This window comes from Curtobacterium sp. MCSS17_016, from assembly GCF_003234255.2.
In the GTDB taxonomy this organism is placed as follows: Bacteria; Actinomycetota; Actinomycetes; order Actinomycetales; family Microbacteriaceae; genus Curtobacterium; species Curtobacterium flaccumfaciens.
Map to the genome: position 1 here is coordinate 110,415 of NZ_CP126255.1, position 17,226 is coordinate 127,640.

General features: G+C 67.8%; 34 protein-coding genes and 1 pseudogene. 31 read left to right on the top strand and 4 right to left on the bottom strand.

Features of this window, described 5'->3' with window-relative positions; all coding sequences use genetic code 11:
• Positions 1–100 precede the first annotated feature (100 nt).
• Positions 101–337, top strand: a complete 237-nt coding sequence (locus DEJ19_RS18940; RefSeq protein WP_111232222.1) for a hypothetical protein — start codon at positions 101–103, stop codon at positions 335–337.
• A 114-nt stretch (positions 338–451) separates the two neighbouring features.
• Here DEJ19_RS18940 and DEJ19_RS18945 read toward each other — a convergent pair whose 3' ends face one another.
• Positions 452–1,918: a helicase associated domain-containing protein gene (locus DEJ19_RS18945; protein WP_111232221.1), complete on the bottom strand. Its 1,467-nt coding sequence runs from the start codon at positions 1,916–1,918 to the stop codon at positions 452–454.
• A 44-nt stretch (positions 1,919–1,962) separates the two neighbouring features.
• Positions 1,963–3,024: a zinc-ribbon domain-containing protein gene (locus tag DEJ19_RS18950; RefSeq protein ID WP_111232220.1), complete on the bottom strand. Its 1,062-nt coding sequence runs from the start codon at positions 3,022–3,024 to the stop codon at positions 1,963–1,965.
• Positions 3,025–3,130: 106 nt separating this feature from the next.
• Here DEJ19_RS18950 and DEJ19_RS18955 point away from each other — a divergent pair, with 106 nt between their 5' ends.
• The 21 genes and pseudogenes from DEJ19_RS18955 to DEJ19_RS19050 all read left to right on the top strand — a co-directional run bounded on the left by DEJ19_RS18955 (position 3,131) and on the right by DEJ19_RS19050 (position 11,159).
• The gene (locus tag DEJ19_RS18955) at positions 3,131–3,280 is read left to right on the top strand and encodes a hypothetical protein (protein ID WP_181441446.1); all 150 of its coding nucleotides are present in this window, start codon (positions 3,131–3,133) and stop codon (positions 3,278–3,280) included.
• A gap of 37 nt (positions 3,281–3,317) precedes the next feature.
• Positions 3,318–3,692: a hypothetical protein gene (locus DEJ19_RS18960; protein WP_111232219.1), complete on the top strand. Its 375-nt coding sequence runs from the start codon at positions 3,318–3,320 to the stop codon at positions 3,690–3,692.
• A gap of 52 nt (positions 3,693–3,744) precedes the next feature.
• Complete coding sequence (locus DEJ19_RS18965) at positions 3,745–3,990, top strand: hypothetical protein (protein WP_111232218.1); 246 nt, start codon at positions 3,745–3,747, stop codon at positions 3,988–3,990.
• A 104-nt stretch (positions 3,991–4,094) separates the two neighbouring features.
• Positions 4,095–4,340, top strand: coding sequence for a hypothetical protein (locus DEJ19_RS18970; protein ID WP_111232217.1), 246 nt, complete (start codon positions 4,095–4,097; stop codon positions 4,338–4,340).
• The gene (locus DEJ19_RS18975; RefSeq protein WP_111232216.1) at positions 4,333–4,788 is read left to right on the top strand and encodes a hypothetical protein; all 456 of its coding nucleotides are present in this window, start codon (positions 4,333–4,335) and stop codon (positions 4,786–4,788) included. The genes DEJ19_RS18970 and DEJ19_RS18975 overlap by 8 nt, the downstream gene beginning before the upstream one ends.
• Positions 4,788–5,447: a hypothetical protein gene (locus tag DEJ19_RS18980; RefSeq protein ID WP_111232215.1), complete on the top strand. Its 660-nt coding sequence runs from the start codon at positions 4,788–4,790 to the stop codon at positions 5,445–5,447. Before DEJ19_RS18975 ends, DEJ19_RS18980 begins: the two co-directional genes overlap by 1 nt.
• Positions 5,444–6,031 (top strand): DUF3592 domain-containing protein, encoded by a 588-nt coding sequence (locus DEJ19_RS18985; RefSeq protein WP_111232214.1) that lies wholly within the window; start codon positions 5,444–5,446, stop codon positions 6,029–6,031. Before DEJ19_RS18980 ends, DEJ19_RS18985 begins: the two co-directional genes overlap by 4 nt.
• Positions 6,032–6,069: 38 nt before the next feature.
• Positions 6,070–6,426 (top strand): hypothetical protein, encoded by a 357-nt coding sequence (locus tag DEJ19_RS18990; RefSeq protein ID WP_111232213.1) that lies wholly within the window; start codon positions 6,070–6,072, stop codon positions 6,424–6,426.
• Positions 6,427–6,455: 29 nt separating this feature from the next.
• Positions 6,456–6,839 (top strand): hypothetical protein, encoded by a 384-nt coding sequence (locus DEJ19_RS18995; RefSeq protein WP_111232212.1) that lies wholly within the window; start codon positions 6,456–6,458, stop codon positions 6,837–6,839.
• 93 nt (positions 6,840–6,932) lie between these two features.
• Entirely contained in the window at positions 6,933–7,277 is a 345-nt protein-coding gene (locus tag DEJ19_RS19000) for a hypothetical protein (RefSeq protein ID WP_111232211.1), read from the top strand.
• A gap of 15 nt (positions 7,278–7,292) precedes the next feature.
• Positions 7,293–7,457, top strand: a complete 165-nt coding sequence (locus tag DEJ19_RS19005) for a hypothetical protein (RefSeq protein WP_111232210.1) — start codon at positions 7,293–7,295, stop codon at positions 7,455–7,457.
• Entirely contained in the window at positions 7,454–8,365 is a 912-nt protein-coding gene (locus tag DEJ19_RS19010) for a DNA adenine methylase (RefSeq protein WP_111232209.1), read from the top strand. The genes DEJ19_RS19005 and DEJ19_RS19010 overlap by 4 nt, the downstream gene beginning before the upstream one ends.
• Positions 8,366–8,390: 25 nt before the next feature.
• Positions 8,391–8,606, top strand: coding sequence for a hypothetical protein (locus DEJ19_RS19015; protein ID WP_111232208.1), 216 nt, complete (start codon positions 8,391–8,393; stop codon positions 8,604–8,606).
• Positions 8,607–8,631: 25 nt separating this feature from the next.
• Positions 8,632–8,949, top strand: a complete 318-nt coding sequence (locus DEJ19_RS19020; RefSeq protein ID WP_111232207.1) for a hypothetical protein — start codon at positions 8,632–8,634, stop codon at positions 8,947–8,949.
• Between the two features lie 6 nt (positions 8,950–8,955).
• A pseudogene (locus DEJ19_RS22035) lies at positions 8,956–9,066 on the top strand (zinc finger domain-containing protein); the annotation flags it as partial.
• Positions 9,067–9,441 (top strand): hypothetical protein, encoded by a 375-nt coding sequence (locus DEJ19_RS19025; protein WP_146250553.1) that lies wholly within the window; start codon positions 9,067–9,069, stop codon positions 9,439–9,441. It abuts the pseudogene before it with no gap.
• A gap of 24 nt (positions 9,442–9,465) precedes the next feature.
• Positions 9,466–9,831: a zinc finger domain-containing protein gene (locus DEJ19_RS19030; protein WP_146250551.1), complete on the top strand. Its 366-nt coding sequence runs from the start codon at positions 9,466–9,468 to the stop codon at positions 9,829–9,831.
• A complete protein-coding gene (locus DEJ19_RS19035) occupies positions 9,828–10,055 on the top strand; it encodes a hypothetical protein (protein WP_111232204.1) in 228 nt (75 codons plus the stop codon). The genes DEJ19_RS19030 and DEJ19_RS19035 overlap by 4 nt, the downstream gene beginning before the upstream one ends.
• A 13-nt stretch (positions 10,056–10,068) precedes the next feature.
• Positions 10,069–10,356, top strand: a complete 288-nt coding sequence (locus DEJ19_RS19040) for a hypothetical protein (RefSeq protein WP_111232203.1) — start codon at positions 10,069–10,071, stop codon at positions 10,354–10,356.
• A gap of 15 nt (positions 10,357–10,371) precedes the next feature.
• Positions 10,372–10,800, top strand: a complete 429-nt coding sequence (locus DEJ19_RS19045) for a zinc finger domain-containing protein (RefSeq protein WP_111232202.1) — start codon at positions 10,372–10,374, stop codon at positions 10,798–10,800.
• Entirely contained in the window at positions 10,797–11,159 is a 363-nt protein-coding gene (locus tag DEJ19_RS19050; protein WP_111232201.1) for a helix-turn-helix domain-containing protein, read from the top strand. The genes DEJ19_RS19045 and DEJ19_RS19050 overlap by 4 nt, the downstream gene beginning before the upstream one ends.
• On the opposite strand, the gene DEJ19_RS19055 is transcribed toward DEJ19_RS19050, so the two are convergent.
• Positions 11,130–11,540, bottom strand: a complete 411-nt coding sequence (locus DEJ19_RS19055) for a hypothetical protein (protein ID WP_146250549.1) — start codon at positions 11,538–11,540, stop codon at positions 11,130–11,132. The two genes, DEJ19_RS19050 and DEJ19_RS19055, sit on opposite strands and share 30 nt — an antisense overlap.
• A gap of 319 nt (positions 11,541–11,859) precedes the next feature.
• Here DEJ19_RS19055 and DEJ19_RS19060 point away from each other — a divergent pair, with 319 nt between their 5' ends.
• The 9 genes from DEJ19_RS19060 to DEJ19_RS19100 all read left to right on the top strand — a co-directional run bounded on the left by DEJ19_RS19060 (position 11,860) and on the right by DEJ19_RS19100 (position 16,544).
• Complete coding sequence (locus DEJ19_RS19060; protein WP_111232199.1) at positions 11,860–12,087, top strand: hypothetical protein; 228 nt, start codon at positions 11,860–11,862, stop codon at positions 12,085–12,087.
• An 82-nt stretch (positions 12,088–12,169) separates the two neighbouring features.
• Positions 12,170–12,829, top strand: coding sequence for a hypothetical protein (locus DEJ19_RS19065; protein WP_181441445.1), 660 nt, complete (start codon positions 12,170–12,172; stop codon positions 12,827–12,829).
• Positions 12,811–13,503, top strand: coding sequence for an RES domain-containing protein (locus DEJ19_RS19070; RefSeq protein WP_181441444.1), 693 nt, complete (start codon positions 12,811–12,813; stop codon positions 13,501–13,503). The genes DEJ19_RS19065 and DEJ19_RS19070 overlap by 19 nt, the downstream gene beginning before the upstream one ends.
• 39 nt (positions 13,504–13,542) lie before the next feature.
• A complete protein-coding gene (locus DEJ19_RS19075) occupies positions 13,543–13,881 on the top strand; it encodes a hypothetical protein (RefSeq protein ID WP_146250547.1) in 339 nt (112 codons plus the stop codon).
• Positions 13,882–13,921: 40 nt separating this feature from the next.
• The gene (locus tag DEJ19_RS19080) at positions 13,922–14,308 is read left to right on the top strand and encodes a hypothetical protein (protein WP_111232195.1); all 387 of its coding nucleotides are present in this window, start codon (positions 13,922–13,924) and stop codon (positions 14,306–14,308) included.
• 133 nt (positions 14,309–14,441) lie between these two features.
• Positions 14,442–14,849: a hypothetical protein gene (locus DEJ19_RS19085; RefSeq protein ID WP_146250545.1), complete on the top strand. Its 408-nt coding sequence runs from the start codon at positions 14,442–14,444 to the stop codon at positions 14,847–14,849.
• Positions 14,846–14,995, top strand: a complete 150-nt coding sequence (locus DEJ19_RS19090; protein ID WP_181441443.1) for a hypothetical protein — start codon at positions 14,846–14,848, stop codon at positions 14,993–14,995. The genes DEJ19_RS19085 and DEJ19_RS19090 overlap by 4 nt, the downstream gene beginning before the upstream one ends.
• 12 nt (positions 14,996–15,007) lie before the next feature.
• Positions 15,008–15,379 carry a hypothetical protein gene (locus DEJ19_RS19095; RefSeq protein ID WP_111232193.1) on the top strand — a complete coding sequence of 124 codons (372 nt, stop codon included), beginning with the start codon at positions 15,008–15,010 and terminating at the stop codon, positions 15,377–15,379.
• A gap of 7 nt (positions 15,380–15,386) precedes the next feature.
• Positions 15,387–16,544, top strand: coding sequence for an ATP-grasp domain-containing protein (locus tag DEJ19_RS19100; RefSeq protein ID WP_111232192.1), 1,158 nt, complete (start codon positions 15,387–15,389; stop codon positions 16,542–16,544).
• Positions 16,545–16,785: 241 nt separating this feature from the next.
• Here DEJ19_RS19100 and DEJ19_RS19105 read toward each other — a convergent pair whose 3' ends face one another.
• Positions 16,786–17,133, bottom strand: coding sequence for a hypothetical protein (locus DEJ19_RS19105; RefSeq protein WP_111232191.1), 348 nt, complete (start codon positions 17,131–17,133; stop codon positions 16,786–16,788).
• Positions 17,134–17,226: the final 93 nt, after the last annotated feature.

The window sequence follows — 17,226 nt, forward strand, 5'->3', positions numbered from 1 at the left end:
TGGTCGACGGGGATCGTAACGTCGACCAGGAGGGGTATGCGCGGCGGCGACAGGGCGAGCGCGACCAAGCCGCGGCACGGGTCCCAGTACTCTCGCCAGCATGGGGAATTGGAAGTGGACCGGCTTCGTCGTCGCCTTCGTCATCGCCGCAGCTGGCGTCGCCGTCGTCCTGGGTATGACGGCACCGGAGTCAGGGCCTTCGGACGAGGCTGACGACCCGGTGACGGCATGCATCGAACGCGCGATCGCCAAGCTCGACGGTGTCACCGACGACACCCTCTACGCCAACACCGTCGCGAGAGTCACACAGACGTGCAACGACCGGCTCGGCGACTAGCACCGCGCACCGTTCCTCACCCTGTGCCAGGTAGTGGCGACGCCGGCCGAGTCGCAGCGGTCCCTCCTAGCCGACGGCGCTCGTTTCGCCGACCAGAAGGGAACGGCTGACGGTCTACGCGGCGAGCGCGACGGATCGGCGGGACCACACCCAACCGGGCTTGCTCTCGAGTTCGCGGACGACCGCCATCGGCAGCTGTGCGGCGAGCGCCTGCCTGCGCCACGTCTCCACACGGTTGCCGAGCGGCACACCGGCTTCGGTGACGTAGCCGCGAGGCACGCGGGCGTGGCCGTGCTCGACGACGAACGCGTCGAGGGCGGCGAGCGCCTGGTCGAGCTCCCATGCCGCTGGCTTCGACCAGGTCCACCCGGGGATGGCGTTCAGGCCGGCGACCATGTCCGGGTGCAGCGTTTCGGGGCGGTCCTGCAGGTTCTTGACGACGAGTCCGAGGCGCATGCCGTCTGCTTCGACGTGCAGGTGTGGGACGCGGGCGTGACCGTGCTCGGCGGCGTATCCGGCGATGCGGTCCAGGTTGCGTCGCATCGTCGGCGACAGTGGCCGCAGACCGGTTGCCATGACCTTCTTCGGCTTCGGTGCGGCGTGCTTCTTCCGCGGCGGCGTCGGTGTGGTGGAGCGCTTGAAGTTGTTGTTCCACTTCCAGCCGGGGATGGTGTTCAGCACGTCGATGCGGTGCTGGTCGAGCTCCCCGCGGGCGTACGCGGTGCGTCGACGTGACGCCCAGCGGTTGAGGACGTCCGAGTAGGTGCGGCAGTCGGGATGCTCGGCGACGTACGCACGCAACTCCTCGACGCGGGTGTCGAACGTGTCGTTGACGAACGAACCGTTCCACTCCCAGCCGGGAAGCGCTTCCAGCTTCGCTGCACGGTCCGCGGACAGCTTCCCCTTCCGGTGCAGGGCACGCTGCGTCGTCACCCACCTGCCGATGCTGGCCTGAGCGTCATCGCTGCTGCGCCGCGGCAAGAACGACGTGCCGGTCCGAGCGACGATGCTCTGCAGCTGGGTGAAGTTCTTCTCCCATGTGGCGGTGTTCATGTCGGCTTCCCATGACCAGTGCGGCACCGCTTCGAGGATGGCGATGTGCTCGTCGCGGATCCAGTTGTGGGTGCCCTTCCCGCGCTGCCGGTTCTGGTACATGGCCCGCTGGCTCCGCACCCACTCGCCGAGGTTCACGCCGGTGGGGGTCAGCATCGACATCGGCATCTGCGTGTGCCCATGCTCGTGCGCGAACAGCCGCAGTGCACGGACCCGCTCCTCGAACGGGTCCTCCCCGATGCGTCCGATGGTGCCGTCCTCGCTGACGGTCCGGTTCCGCTTCGACGCACGCCACACCCACCCGGGCCGCGCAGCGAGCGAGTCGTGGCGTGCCTGGGACATCTCGCCGCGTGCGTGGACCCGCCGCCACGTCTTCACCCGCTGCCCGAGCGGGAACCCGTCAGCGGTCACGAACGCCTGCGGCACAGCAGCGTGCCCGTGCTCGGCGACGAAAGCATCGAGGATCGTCAACTGCTCCTCGAACGAGAGTTGGTTCTGCGGGGTGGCGGAGGCCTTCATCTGAGTCATGAACGCCCTATGCCAGGCACTCCCAACCAGCTGGGAGGAACGTCTCACGCAGCCGCGGCGGTGTTCTCCGACAGGGCTTCGCGGCCGGCGAGGACCCGCTTCGCTTCCGCCTTGATGCGGCTGATCACCTCGAACTCGGACAACTCATCCGCGCAGATGGTCTCCGTGTGCCCGCCGAGCTTCCCGATGTCGGAGAACGCGAGCCAGACGGGCAGGTTGAGGTCCTTCCTCCACCACCGGTGCACCGCCGTTTCGACTTCCAACGCGTCCGCGCCCCGCGCGAAGTCCTCGCGGAACACCAGGGTCCACCCCTGGCCGGCGAACGCCTGAATACGGCGGTCGTTCGAGCCGGTGATGCCGACCTTGTATGCGTTGAGCAGTGGGTGCTTGAGGAAGTAGACAACACCGCGTCCAAACTGGTCGAAGCCCCGCTTGCTGCAGGCAAGGCATCCCTTCCCCTTAGCGTGCACGCGCCCGCCGACGGTGGCAGCCCAGGAATGACCACACGTCCTGCACCGCCACCAGACGGAGTCGCTGGTCCGGCAGAACGTCTCGCTTGGAGAGGCTGCGTTCTTCACGTAGTCCCACTCGTCGAGGAGGCCTGGGAACTGCGAAGCGAGGTCGTTGACGCCCTGCACAACACGCTTGTTGTTGCACACGCCGCAGGACTTCAAGCCGGCAACCTTCCGGGCGGCGGACGCGGACGTCGGCTGGGCGCAGCCCGTGCACACCCACCAGTACTTGTCGTGCGTCGTCGGGTTGATGTCCGACGGCGAGAGGGGTGCGTTCATCGTCGGGTGCCAGTCCCGCGCGAGGTCGGGGTGCAGGTCGGCGAACGACGCTCCAGGTGATGGCTGTCGCTTCTTGGCGCTGGCTCGAGCACGTTGGCAGGTGCCGCATCCCGAGTTCCGCAACGCTCGGTTCTTCACCGTCGCGTTCCAGGTGTGCCCCTCCGCGCAGCGCCACTGCACCATGAACGGCGCACCTGCGGAGACGTCACTTGGCGTGACCCCTCCGGCATCCAGCCACTCGGCTGCGAGATCCGGTCGAAGATCAGCGAGGGAACGCCCCGGCTGGGGCTTGCGGGGCGCCTGCGTCGTGCTCATGCCCAGCGCTATGCCGCAGCCTCACGACCAGCCGGGACCGTCCGCCATCCGGCTGCTGCCGACCCCGCCGCATAGGGCCAGACGTCATCAGAAAGGACACCCCGTCATGTCGTTCCTCAACCCGTTCAACCAGCCGCAGGAAGCCGGCCAGCTCGGCGTCGATTTCGAGGGCCACCTCGAGGTAGGCCTCGGTGGTGGGCTCTCCATCGACCTCGAAGACGGCGGCCTCGAGTTCAACGGCTTCGACCTCGACTGACCTCGCGGATCCACCTGGCTCCGCGCATAGACCTGCCATGAGCATCGAGAAGCGCACCGCAGTTCCGCAGCCGAAGTGGGGCTACCCGTCCTCCGCCGTCGGCGCCGGCGTCATCGAGGTCGGCAAGGGCGAGAGCATCGGTCAGATGCGCAACTCCGGGAAGACCATGAAGCGGTACCCGGTGTACCTCGACGATGAGCTCATCGGCACCGTGCAGTCGTCGGAGCGTCGCGGCGAAGCGAAGTCCGGCATGGGGTCCCGCATCGTCCGCGTCACCGGCTGGCCGACCTGCTGGACGTTCCGGGACGTCGGCGGCCACTCCGGCGGCGCGTGGGCTTACTGCGACCAGCGCAACCAGGCGGTCTACCAGCTCGTGGGCCGTGTCGTCGAGCAGCGCCGGAAGCAGGCGTAGCGGCCACCGCCTGGTGCCGTACCGTCAACCGCAGAACCGGAAGGAGCCCGCTGTGACCGACAGCACCGTCGACACCGCCCTGGCGCACCACAGCGTCTGGCAGCACAAGACGAAGCCGATCACGCTCCTCATCGAGGAGGCGTTCCCCGACGACGACTACGTCCACGTGCAGAACCACCGACGGACGGTCGTGAAGCGAATGACCCTGACCGGCCTTCGCCGCAACTACGCACCGACCGGACAGGTCGAGAGCGCCGAGGAGACCGCCGCTCGGCAGAACGCCGCTACGGCGCCGTAAACCGTAGCCGTCCGCGCATAGCAGTGGGGACCCGCCGCATCGGTGAGGCTGAGGACGGCGCTCGCCGCCGTACTGTCGGACCAGGACCCTGGGGAGGACCCACCGTGGACACGAACACCGCCGCCGCTGTCGTCGAGCTGCCGTACAAGTCCGTCTGGCGGCACAAGCGGAAGCCGCTCACCCTCGTCGTGAACGTGGTGTGGCGGGATCGCGGCGAGATCCAGGTGCTGACGGACGACCGCGAGCACCTGAAGTGGCTGTCGATCAAGGGGTTCACCCGTGACTACGAGCCGACAGGGCAGTTCGAGACGTCCGATGGACACACCGTGGATTCCCTCGACGATGCGTAACGACATCCTCGCGCGGTTCCGCAGCATCGACTTCGTCATGGTGGGTCTCGACCCGGACCGGGTCAGCACTCGCGTGTTCTGCGACGACACAGGGGAAGTCCTCGTCGAGGTGGCGCTCGAATCACGGATGACGCAGTTCGACACCGTCGCCGTCCTCGGGCAGGACACCATCGAGGTGATGATGGAAGCCTCCTACGCGCCGGCGCATGCTGCGCTCGCGACGGAGGCGCTGTCGCTGTACACCGACCAGTTCGAGGTGGTCCGCCGCGACGACGGGTGGGTGCTGCTCGACCTGATCGCTCAAGCGGATGTGCGTTCCGTTCTCGGCTCCGACGACTGGTCGGCTCGCTCCGAGCTGCGAAGCGCTGTCATCGACGGTGGACGGCTCGTCCGGTACAACGCCGTGGAGCTCGAGCAGCCTGCTGCACGCGCGGTGCCTGCCCTCTGATGGATCACCGCAAGAAACGGCCGCAGCGCCGGAAGCGCCGCCGCGCGAAGAACCAGCGTCCCCGGTGGCTGATCCTGCTGGACATCTTCGCGTTCCCGCTGACGATCATCGGCCTGGTCCTCGTGCTCACCGGATTCGCCCTCAACCTGCCGCAGGACAAGCCGGCGCTCGACGACAACACCCGGCTGCATCAGTCCGGCACGCAGGTCGTCGGTCGTGTCGCGATGGTGGAGAAGGAGCACCACCGGTCGAAGCACGGCGACTACGACGTGTTCACCCCCTTCGTGACGTTGCCGGTCCACGGCGCCGTCACCACCGTCGAACTTGACGCGTACGCCGTCATCGACCAGCCGACCCTGTACCGCGAAGGGAAGCAGTTCCCGATGCTCGTCGCCCCGCACGTTCGCAGTGACCGCGACATCGGAATCGCCGACCAAGCATCCCGGGAACGCCTCGCCGGCGCCGTTCGCGGCGACATCATCCGTGGCAGCGTCGGAGCGGTCATGCTCCTCATCGGTGCCCCGTCGGCATATATCGCCTTCCGGACCGCGTCGAACAGGAAAGGGCGGCCGCGAACCAGTGGGCCGCGAATCGGTGACGGCGACACCCTCGCCGTGAAAGACACCACCATCCGACGGAAGAAAGCGAACCGTGCATGACTGAGCCGACGACCACGACGAAGCCGTGGTTCCGAGACAGGTACACCTGGAAGTTCCTGGGCGGCGCAGTACTGTTCCTCGCCGGCTTCGTCATCGCTCCGATCTTCGGTGTTGTGTCCATCTTCGGCGGTGTGTTCGGACTCGTCGCCGACAGCTACGACATGCACGCTGACTCGCACCTGCGCAGCATCAGCGAAGTCACCACGGGGACCGTCACCGACATCGACGTCCGCCACTACTCCGGCGCAGGCAAGACCGGCGGTCACACCGAATGCATCCCCATCGTCAAAGGTGAGGCCAACGGCTCACCCCACACATGGGAGCTCACGAAGTACCCTGCCTGCAACGACTACTACACAGTCGGCGAGCGGCTGCAGGTGATGTACGACCCGGCCGATATCGACCACGCCGGCGTCCGCTCCGACAAGATCCTCGCCACCTACCGGCACAACATCGGCGTCGACGTTCAGGTCGGGCTCATGGGCCTGGGGTTCAGCGCTATCGGCTTCGCCTGCTGGACATGGCTCCTCCGCCGAGAGAAGCGGAAGAAGAAGACGGAACGCGCCCAGCCCAGGCCCAGCTGACGAGGCGCAGACCGCCAACCTCCGCGCATAGAGCAGACATGAGCATCAAGATGAAGCCGGTCGTCCTCCCCGACGTCGGCGCCGGCGCCGCCCGCGGCCACAAGGTCGCGCTCGCGAACCCGGAGACGCTGGGCCTCAGCCGCCACCTCGAAAAGCCGCTTCAGCAGTTCGACGTGTACCTCGATGGTGCTCTCGTCGGTCAGGTCCGCAGCGTGGAGCGAACCGAGGACATCAAGGCTGCCGGCGCCCGGTACGCCACGCGCACGAAGCACAGCATCGGCTGGCAGTACAACCGGCCCGGCGTCGCTCACCGCACCTACACGGAACGCAGCCGCGTCGCGGCGGTCCTCGACCTGGTCAACACGGTCCTCGCCGAGCAGAACACCATCCGCTGACCGAGGCAGCCTCTGCGCATAGGCGCAGTGTGAGCAACGACGTGAAGATGACCGCGGTGCGGCCGCCGGCGTGGTCCGACTGGGACTGGAAGACCCGGAACCTCGAACACGTCCCCGTGGTGACCATCGGGCCCCGGCAACCGAAGGGACACGGCTCCAACACGAAGAAGCCGCTCGCGGCGTTCGACGTGTACATGGATGGTGACCTCATCGGCACCGTCGAGTCGTTCGAGCAGTCCCACGACCGGAAGCCCCGAGGACTCCGGTACGTGACGTCGCGGACGTACGGCATCGCCTGGGAGTACCGCCCGGCAACCCGCGACAACCCCTACGCCTCCTCGCTGGCGAGCCGGCAGCGCAACGAAGCCGTGTACGCCCTCGCACTCGAAGAACTCGAGGAACGCCAGAAGTAGTAGCCGCCGAGGCGAGCAGCCCAGCGCCCGGGTTGGCGACGAGCTGCTCACCTCGCCACCAGCAACGGACACTGGCCGCGCATAGGGGCGGGCGTGACCCACTCGGAACTCCTGCCCACCCTGTCCCAAGCGTTGACGCTCGTGAACGGTTGGGCGGCACCACTGACCCGCCATCACTTCGTCGCAGTCGCTGACGGCAGCGTCGGCTACGACGTGGACCCTGACGTGAATGGGTGGGAGCCACTCCTCGACACCGGCAACGCGAACCTCGCGTGCCTGCTGACCGCGCTGCTGTCCACCGGCGCGGTTGCTCACCTGCAGCAGACGCTGCAGACCGCCATCACCATCCTCACCGAGACAGGCGACGAGGCAGACCCCGCCGTCCACCTCGGCTGGGTGTCGGCACGCGAAGTGCTGACCATCGCCGCGAACCTCTGACACTGGGAGCCCACCATGCCGCAGCCGACTGACACGTCCCCCGAGCCGGACCTCATCCTCGAACGCTTCCTCGACGGGAGCCGGGGGCCGATGCCGGACATCGACCGGAACTTCACCCGCGACGACCGCGACGACCTCCGTCAGAGCTTGAACGACCGGTTTGGGCAGCCGACGTCGTGACCGTCCGCCGGTACGTGTCCCCGCTGCGGTACCCGGGCGGGAAGGCGGCGATGACGTCGTGGCTGACGGACCTGTTCGCGCAGCAGGTTGGGGACCTCCCCGTTGAGGTGTGGGTGGAGCCGTTCGCTGGCGGCGCCGGCGCAGCACTGACGCTCCTCGACCGGGATGCCGTCGACGAGGCGTGGCTCATCGACGCGAACCCGGGCATCGCCGCGTTCTGGGAGACGGTCGTCGCCGACGGGACGGTGCTCGCCGACCTGGTGGAGCGGACTGTCCCGACCCTCGACCTGTACGACGCCAGTCGTGCCATCCTCGAAGCGCCTGAGGAGGCGGACCGGTTCCGGCTTGGGTTCGCAGCGTTCATCGTCAACCGGTGCTCCCGGTCCGGCATCGTTGCGCCGACGTCGGGCCCAATGGGTGGGCGCACCTCGAACGGTGACTGGTCCCTCGGCGCCAGGTTCACCGCTGATGCGCTCGCGGACCGGATCCGGCACGTCCACTCGATGCGTGACCGGCTCCGTGTCCACCATGGCGACGGCATCGCCTACCTCGAGGAGCTCGGCGACTCCGGCATCGAAGATGAGGTGCTCGCGTTCGTCGACCCGCCGTACATCCGTGAGGGGAACCGCCTCTACGCCAAGGGTCTCGACCAGGCAGGGCATCAGCGGCTCGCCGACGCACTCAACAGCACGCCGGCGCGGTGGGTGCTCACCTACGATGACGAACCCGTCGTCGCCGACACCCTGTACCCGGATCGCCGCGTCCTCGCCTACGACATCCGCAACACCGCCAACAAGGCGCGAGTCGCCCGCGAGTACGCCGTCTTCTCCGACAACCTCGACGTCCGTGGCCTCAGCACCCCACTCAACGGACTGCCGGCGACATGGGTCCGCGAACACGCAGCGTGAGCGCCCGTCCGCGCATAGTGGTGGCATGACCGACACCGCCACGGCTCCCGCGACCACGCTCTTCACCTACGAGCCGCACGTCAACCTCGGCTACATCGTCTACGCGAACTTCGGGCACGTCGGCTCGGTGCAGAAGCGCGACGACGGGAAGTGGTGGGCCCGCCCGAACTACACCGACCCGCAGACGCCGTGGCCGACCCGGAAGGCCGCCGCAGCAGAGCTTCACCGCATCAACGGCTGACGGCCCGTCCGCGCATAGACGCGGCATGAGCGACACCATCGACGTCCCCGCCGGCATGTGCGACGGCCGCTGCCTCTCCGCGTACGACATCGGCCTCAGCGGCTACGGCGTCGCCATCTCCGACCCGTGGTGCACCATCCACGGCTCCGACGACGCCATCGAACAGTCGCTCGTCCGCGACGTCGAGAACATCACCGGCAGCATCAACAAGGGGTTCAACCCGTTGGCCGGCCACCGCCCGTACTCGGAGCAGCTGGTCATCGCGCAGGAGGCGCTCGCCGAGTTCCGTGCGGAGCGCGCTGCCGCATCTGCCGTAGGTGACCTGACCGCTGCCGACATCTGAGGAACCATGCCTGCGTCGACCGACAACTACTCCGTCCGCTGCCCGTACTGCGGCGCCGAACCGACCCAGCGATGCGTCTCTCGCACCGGCCGCCGTGCTCGTCTCCACGATGACCGGATGGCAGCCCGAGGAGCGAAGTGGCGTTCCTCGGACCAGGTGTACGTCGTCCTTCGCGACGACGCCGACAACGGCCTCACGACCGGTGACCTGGTCGTCGGCCTGCCGTACTGGCTCGACGAGCTGACGAAGGTCACCGTGAAGGCGAATCTCACGAACCTGGATGGCTTCACGCCGGTGAACCAGTCCCGGGACAACCTGCACTCCATCGGTTGGGCTGACGACAACCGTGCCCGCCAGTTCAACATCCCCGCCCTCGTCGAGGAAGGCCGCGCCGACGTCGCGAAGCGAAACGCCGCGGAAGCGGACCGCACCCGGAAGGCTCGAGCAGCAGCACGAGCTGCGAAGAAAGCAGCACGCGCCGCACAGGCCTGACCCTGATCCGCGCATAGGGCTGCCGTGACCACCGCGCTGACCGCCACCTGCCCCACCTGCGGGTCAACGCAGGGGAAGGCCTGCCGCGACGGCGGAACGCCGACAGCGCCGCACCCTGCACGGCGGGAAGCGCTCGACAACCTCCGGACCGTCAGCCTCTCGGTGTTCTTCGTCATCCGCGACGTCGGACCGCTGCGCCGTGGGGACCTGGTGGTCGGCGAGCAGCCGCACGCCGGCAGCCCCGGTGTGAAGGTCCTTCGCCGCCACGGCGACGAGTCGAACCTCCCCCGCATCATCCACGCTTCCGCGGCCGTGTGGGTCGGCTGGGCGGCCGAGTTCAACCCGAACCTGTTCAACCCGAACGAAGCCTTGGAGGCGTTCCCCGTATGACCATCACCGAACTGCTCGCCAACGACCGCGCCGCACGAAACGCCCGCGACGACGGCGGCATCGACGGCTTCATCAGCTACGTCGACGACCACGCCGACCGCATCATCCCCGCACTCGACGATGAAGCCCTCGACTTCATCGAAGAGGCGAAGGAGCTCGTCCTCCTCCGCCAGCTGCCCGGCAACAACGAACGTCCGACCCTCACCGCCGCGGCCGCGGCCTGACCGGAGCACCCGCATGGACCTCATCACCAACCTCCGCGACGCGCAGGCCCTCCTCGAGGACCTCACCGTCAACCACAACGACGCCGGCAACACCACCGATGACATCGCCGCACGCACGAGCCTGGTGAAGACCCTCGCCCACCCAGAAGTCATCCGCGTCCTCATCCACCAGCTCGAAGACGCCGTGAACCAGCTCGAACACGCCAGCGGGCGCATCGACTCCACCGACGAGCCGGGCGCCATCCACTACGCACACGCGCTCGCGATCACCCTGCTGCGCCGCGGCACCATCGACGGCTGACCCGGAAGGAACCCCATGCCGAAGAGCACCATCATCACCTGCCCGCACTGCCACGCACCCGCCGGCACCGACTGCACCACGAAGGCGGGGAACCTGACGCGGATGCCGCACCAGACCCGGTGGGATGCGCTCCGCGATGCCTTCCGGTCCCGCCCAGCGGTGTACCGCCTCCGCGAGAACGACCCGCGGTTCGAACTGGCCGCCGAAGACCTGCTGCTGTGCACGCCCTACCCGTACGACGGGAAGCAGACCGTCCTCCGCCGCCTCTCCGACGGGTACGTCCCCGAATGCAACCAGTACAACGCCAACCTGGAGTTCGTCGCCTTCGCCGACGAGTACGGACTCGAGCAGTCCGTCGTTGAGGGAGCGACCCGGTACCTCAGGCAGGCCCGACAGGACCACGACTGGACGATGCGACGGATCTTCCAGGGGGTGTTCGTGTGAGCGTCTTCGACGGGTTCTTCGATGGCCTCGGCTTCGAGGAAGAGATGACGCCGGCCGAACATCACGCGATGGACCTCGCCATCGCCGACGACAACCTCATCATCGAGCTGCGGGACGCCCGAATCCGCCGTGGCCTCACCGAAGACCAGCTCGGCGACATCCTCGGCGTCAGCGGCGAGAAGGTCCGGGAGTTCGAAGGGCTGCAGGCTGCCCCGACACTGGCGACCATCCGCCGCTACGCGCACGCCCTCGGCGTCAGCATCAGTCACACCGTCACCGACCGGCAGGAGAGCCTCCCCTTAGCCCCTTCCAGCGAGGCGCCAGCCGGGTCAGCTGTTAGTGGCGGACCGGGCCGCTGAGTTCACCTTCGCCGCGAACGCTCGAGCGTCTGCTTCCTGCTTGATCGGGAACGGCACACCGAGGTAGTAGGTGTCCGCTTCGATGGTCAGAAAGCCGGTGCCTTTCTGCTTCCGGAAAGCAAGCGCGAACACTCCGATGAGGACGATCCTCGTCGCGGTGATGCGACGTTGAGCGTCAGCACCGACAGCAACTTCCGCGCGAGCGCCGGCTACGGGTTCGCGACGCGGATGGCCCTTGTCAGTCCAACCGAGCATGCCATCGCTGAGGGAGACACCTGCGAACTTCCCGGTCTCCCGCTGACGCCGGTTGAGTTCGTCCATCCGGGCAGACGCTTTCGCCGCGCGCTCGCCTGCGCCTGCCAACCACTCCTTGAACGCCATCCCCTGAGCGTAGTTACTAGTACCGCCGACACGTCGATGGGTAAGCCGGCGCGTAAGCTCTTCTGCTCGTGGGTTTCGTGTTCCTGGTTGTCGTTGTCGGTGGTGCTGTCGGTTTGACGCGTTGGCAGCGGTCGCGTTCGGTTGAGGGGCCGACTCTCGCCACGGGGTCTGTCGCCGTACCGGCGTTGAAGCCCGCTCGTGAGGCGATGGAGCAGGCGATTGCTGACCGTCGTCGCGACGCCGCGTAGCCACACGTGACGCCTACCGGTCCGCGCATAGGACGGGTGTAGCCGTCCCCGAACTTGCGAGGAGCACCCTGATGGCCGAGACGATGAGCAACCTCGAGCGGTACCTTCACCGGTCCAACGGCATCCACTTCATGCTGCGCCGCAAAATGGTTGCTGCCTACCCGACGGATACCGCGATCACCACGATGCGGGCCCTGCACGCGGACGCTCCGGAGACGCACCTGTCCACGCGGGCACGTGCGGACCTCGCAATCCTCATCGAGAACGAGGACGCGGACATCCGACCGGTGCACGCCTGAGCAGCACCGCAAAGGTTGGCGAGGTTGGCGCATACCGCGGTATGCTCGGGTTGTCGAAGTTGGCACCCGGAAGGAGCCGATGATGCGTGCACTGGAACGCCGCGAAGCGGAGCGTCGCCGCGAAGAGCTCGAAGACTTCGGTGAGGCGCTGCACGTCATCCTCCCCGCAATCGACATGAGCGCCATGAGCGCCCTCGCCAAGCCCGGAGCCATCGCGGCGCAGGCTCTGTCCGCCGATGCCGCGCGTCGGCTGCGGTTCCTCACCCTGTTCTTCGATTCGGTAGACGTGCCCAACCTCGATGCGGTTCTCGAGCACACCGACCCGGCTCTGCTCGCGAAGCGTCTGTCTCGCACCATTGGCCAGGGCAGGTCCGACGCGGCCGCAGCGGTCGGTCCGGTGTTCACCGCGGCCGGCCTCGCGGAGTGGAAGGACGTGTCGAAGGAGGCGCTGCGGAAGGCGCAGAAGGCCGGCAGGCTCCTCGGGTTCAAGAGCCGGGACGGGGTGCTGCTGTACCCGCAGTTCCAGTTCAACGAGTACGGCGACTACCTCCCGCACCTCAAGGACGTCCTCGCGGTCATCGACCCGCACCGAGTCGATGATGGCAGCAGCGCCGTGTGGCTCAACCGGCCGTACCCGTCGCTCGACGGGCGGACCGCCGCGCAGGCACTGCATGACGGTGACACCGACAAGGTGCTGCACCTCGCACAACAGATCGGATGGGTGTGGCAGGAAGCGAGCTGAACCATCAGGACTACGCGCTGACCGACCCGCGTGAGGACCTGGCCTACTCCGGGTTCCCGACGCGGGAAGCGCCGGCGAAGATGTTCCGGGCGAAGGCGAAAGCAAACGGCGCCTGGTACTTCGCATCGTCCCCGAAGGGCGGAGTCGGCGCAGGCCGATTCGACCTGACAGACCCGCGTGGCACCTGCTACTGGGCGTCGGACGCAGCGACCGCGCTCGGAGAGCGCCTCGGCCCGGACATGCTCGCGGCCCCTGGCACGATCCCCGCCTCGTTCCTCGAGCCAGCCGAGGTAGCTACCGCTGACGGTGCTGACGGTCGGTTCGCCGACCTCGGCAACAGGCGGGCAGTAACCCACTTCGCAGTCACCGGTGAACTCAGCAAGACCGACGACTACGCACAGGCGCAGCGGTACGCGACGACGTTCGACAGCGCCGGTCTCGCCGGCATCTTCTACGCCGCCCGGTACTCCGGCGACCAGTCACCAAACGCCATCGCTGTCTTCGGCGACAAGGGCCCGGACACCAGCCGCCAGGTGGACGCCGACACCATCCCCGCCATCGACGTCGCCCGCAGCATGGGGCTCACCATCATCGGAGCCCCCTCGGACGACCTGGCAGCGGCGTTCGACGTCGTGAACCCGTCCGAGACACCGGCACCCAAGAAACGGCCGTAGCCATAGGGCTGTTCGCCCGGCCGCCGCATAGACCTCAGCGTGCAGACGTTGACGTGGATCCTCATGCTCGCCGGCGGTGTCGGCCTCGGCGCGGCCGTAGCTGGTATTGGGCTCGCAGCTGTGTGGGCGTTCTCGAACGACCTCGCTGCCCACTCGGTTCGGAACCTCCGCCGCCGAATGTGGGGTCGGCGCCTGCTGGTGCCGGCCGCCGTCGGCGCGGTGTGCGCGGCGACTGGCGGTGTGGTCCTCATCCTGCTCCACTCCGTGCCGCTGCCAGCAGCGATGGGGTCCACCGCGGCGGCGGCGCTCGTGTCCGCGGTAGCCATCACCATCACGTACGCGAACGGTCGCACAGAAGCCGGTTCCGTCCGCGCATAGAGTCATCGACCAGCCCGGTACGACTTCGAGGAGACAGACGATGAGCAAGCTGCAGGACGCGCTCCGGGAGCACCGCATCTTCAACGCGTACGAGCTCGCGAAGGCGTACAAGGCGGCGACCGGTGACGCACCGGCGTTCATCACGTTCAGCAAGGGCGGCAGCAGCTGGGCGTTCTCCGGCCACCACGTCCACCGCGCCGGGTTCCTCACCGACCCGGAAAGCGGGCACCCGCTCGACCGGAACAAGCGCTTCAACGGTCGGACCGCATCCGGTGCTTCCCTGGCCGAAGCCGCCGCGTGGGCGGACGCCCGCTACGGCGTGACGGAGTGGGTGAAGCTCCCCGGTTTCACCGGCCACCTCTTCCCGAAGCCGATGGCTGACTGGGCGAAGCAGGTCGCGAAGACCGAACCGGCGAACGGCAACTGAACCCGAGCTCCTGGTCGCACCGGCCGCCGCACGCAAGCCGAGACAGGTCCGCGCATAGGAACGATGACGCCCAGCACGCTCGTTCGTGAGCGTCGAGGCGACTCCACCTCTCATCGCCACCGGAAGGCTCACCGTGAGCAAGACGAAGCGTTTCATCCGCTCCACTGAGGAAGCGAAGGCCGCGCCGGTCGGCACCATCGTGCTGCTCAGTAGCGAGTCGACCGAGGGGCGCCGTATCGCGTCGCAGAAGCACGCCGGCGGCTGGTTCATCTCCTCCGGCTGGGAGGGCTCCGACGCGGACAAGAACATCCGCGGCGAGGTCCTCGTCTGGGGCGAGGTGAAGGCCGGCCGTCAGGTCACCGACGTGAACGACGCACCGGCACCGACCATGGCGGAGACCGCCGAAGTCGTCGCGTACCGAGACCGCATCGTGCAGAACCTCACCGCGCACGCCACCCACCTCGGCTACCAGCACGCCGACGAGGAACACATCAACGGTGTCCTCGACGCAGCTCAGCGGGTCGAAGAAGGACTCGTGTGAGCATGCGGTACTTCGGCAACAACACGTCCGACTGCGCAAACTGCGGACACCGCATCAGCAAGCACGGCGACTCCGGATGGACCCACACCCTCACCGGCCGCGCCATCTGCCCAACCGTCACCTACGCGTCACCCACCCTCGCCTAGGAGGAGCCACCCATGCCCGCCACTGTCCACGGCCGAACGCTGACCGAAGCGGCCGCGCGCACCATCGCTGAAGCTGTCCCGACCAACATCGACACCGGGTACATCTTCCCCGCGAAGGCCGCCGAGCGTCAGCTCATCATCGACACGCTCACCTCGGAGCTCCTCGCGGCGTCCGCGGTCAGCGCAGCCGGCGGTGACGGCAAGAAGGCGCTCAGCATCGCAGCGGAGAACACCACCGACACCGTCATGAACGCCCGCCGGTCCGCCCAGCCCAGCACCCGCGAGACGTTCCAGAGTTCCCTGCTCCGGAGTGTTCAGCGTGTCCTCGCCGCACCTGACCCCGACTGGTACGAACGTGCCGCCTCGCCGCAGCCCCGCGCATAGGTCAACCATGCCCGTCAACGACTCCGACCTGTTCCTGTCCTTGCCACGCCGTGCATCCGCGCCGGCGCCGCGGGCAGACGTCCACCTTGCGGAGGAACGGCAGGCGAACCTTCGCCGGACCTGGTCGGAGCACATCGGTCCGGTGACCGTCGGTGATGACGACTTCGAGGAGTTCTACGAGGAGGCCGCCCGTCTCGACGCTGCCGTGTACGCGTTTCTGCCACGGCGGGTGTGGATGGCGGAGTACGCCGATGGCACCGCGCGGAACCTCGGCACCGGCGAGGTGGTTCCCCTCAGCCAGGTGCAGCACCTCCGCCGGTACGGCGGCCAGCCTGCGTCATGGACGACCGGTGTGCCTCCGGTCACGTCGGAAGGCGACATCGAGCGGTACCACGAGTTCGCTGCGTTCACGGAGAACGCCGGTCGCCCCGTGCTCCTCGCCGGACACGACATCGACGGTCGAGGGCTCGAGCTTCTCGACGCGATTCGCCAGGTCGCCGCCGCCGGGTACGACAAAGTCGTGGTGAAGGTCACGAAGGCCAAGCACGGCCTCACCACCCTCGACGTCTCCGACGGCCTCCTCGACGATCAGGCCCTCACCAGGAAGCTGTACGACGAGCTCGACTGGGTGCTGATGTCGCACGGCGGCCGCGTCAACGCGTTCCTCGTGCAGGGATTCGTCTCGATGCGGTTCGAGTACCGGTTCTTCATCGTCGACGGGTTGCCGGTCACCGGCGCCGGCTGCATCGTCGCGCACACCCCCGCGAACCACCGTTGGGAGGCGTTCGACACCCGCGTGCAGGAGTACCGGTTCGACCCGACGAGCCCTGTCATCGAGGATGACGCGCTCGTCCGCCGGCTGACATCGTTCGCGGTGAAGGTCGCGAACCAGTGGAAGCGGGAACGTCCTGACCTCGGCACCGCCGTCATCGACGTCGCCCTCGACGAGCAGGACGAACCCCTCGTCGTCGAGTTCAACGGCATCCTCAACGCTGGCCTCTACGCCTCGGACCCGCGAGCGGTCACCGTTGCCCTCGCCTCGAACCCGGCCCTCCCCGACGTGGAGCAGCCGATCAAGATCTCCGGCGCGATGCCGCTGCGTCTCGACAGTCCCGTCGACAGTGCCGGGGAGCTCCTGACGTCTCTGGTGGACGGAAACGGGTGAAGCCGACGGCTGCGGAGCGCATCGCCGGGGAGCTCGGGAGTGACGCACAACGAGAAGCGTGGCGCCGCCTCGGCGTGAACGCACCGCCACAGGCGGGCCCGTTCACGTTCGACGGTCAGTGCACCGCTGAGGACTGGGCGCCTGGCGCCGGCCACGGCATCGGCTGCTCACGCTTCGCCGGCCACCCGCTCCCGCACGGCACTCCCACGGGGCGCACCTGGACCGTTGGCCGGCCGCCGTCTTACCTACCGCGTTCCCGATGACCTTCCCCCGCGGGCAGGTCCCGTCGGCGCCGCTCCGGTTCCCTCTCCCGAAGCTTCCTGGTGGTGACCCCGTCGCGGGGCACCCACGCTTCTTGACGGACGCCCTGCCAGCCGGTCTGCACGAGCACCGCGATGTCGGAGCGGCGGACAGCGAACACGGGCAGCCGCAGATCACCGAGCCCTGGGTAGTGCAGCGTTGCCCACACCGGCGTCGGTTCAGGCAGCTCCTCGTGGTCACCCCACTGGTCTTCCGGCAGCGTGTCGGGGACGGCAAGGGTGCGCTCCGGATGCTCCGGCGGATGCCACGTGTACTTCGGGTCCGGCATCACTCCATCATGCCCGCGCGGCACCGGTCGGTGCTCTTCGGTACGGTCGCTCGTGCGGGGAAGCAGCAGGGGCGCGCGGGGTGAGCGCGCAGT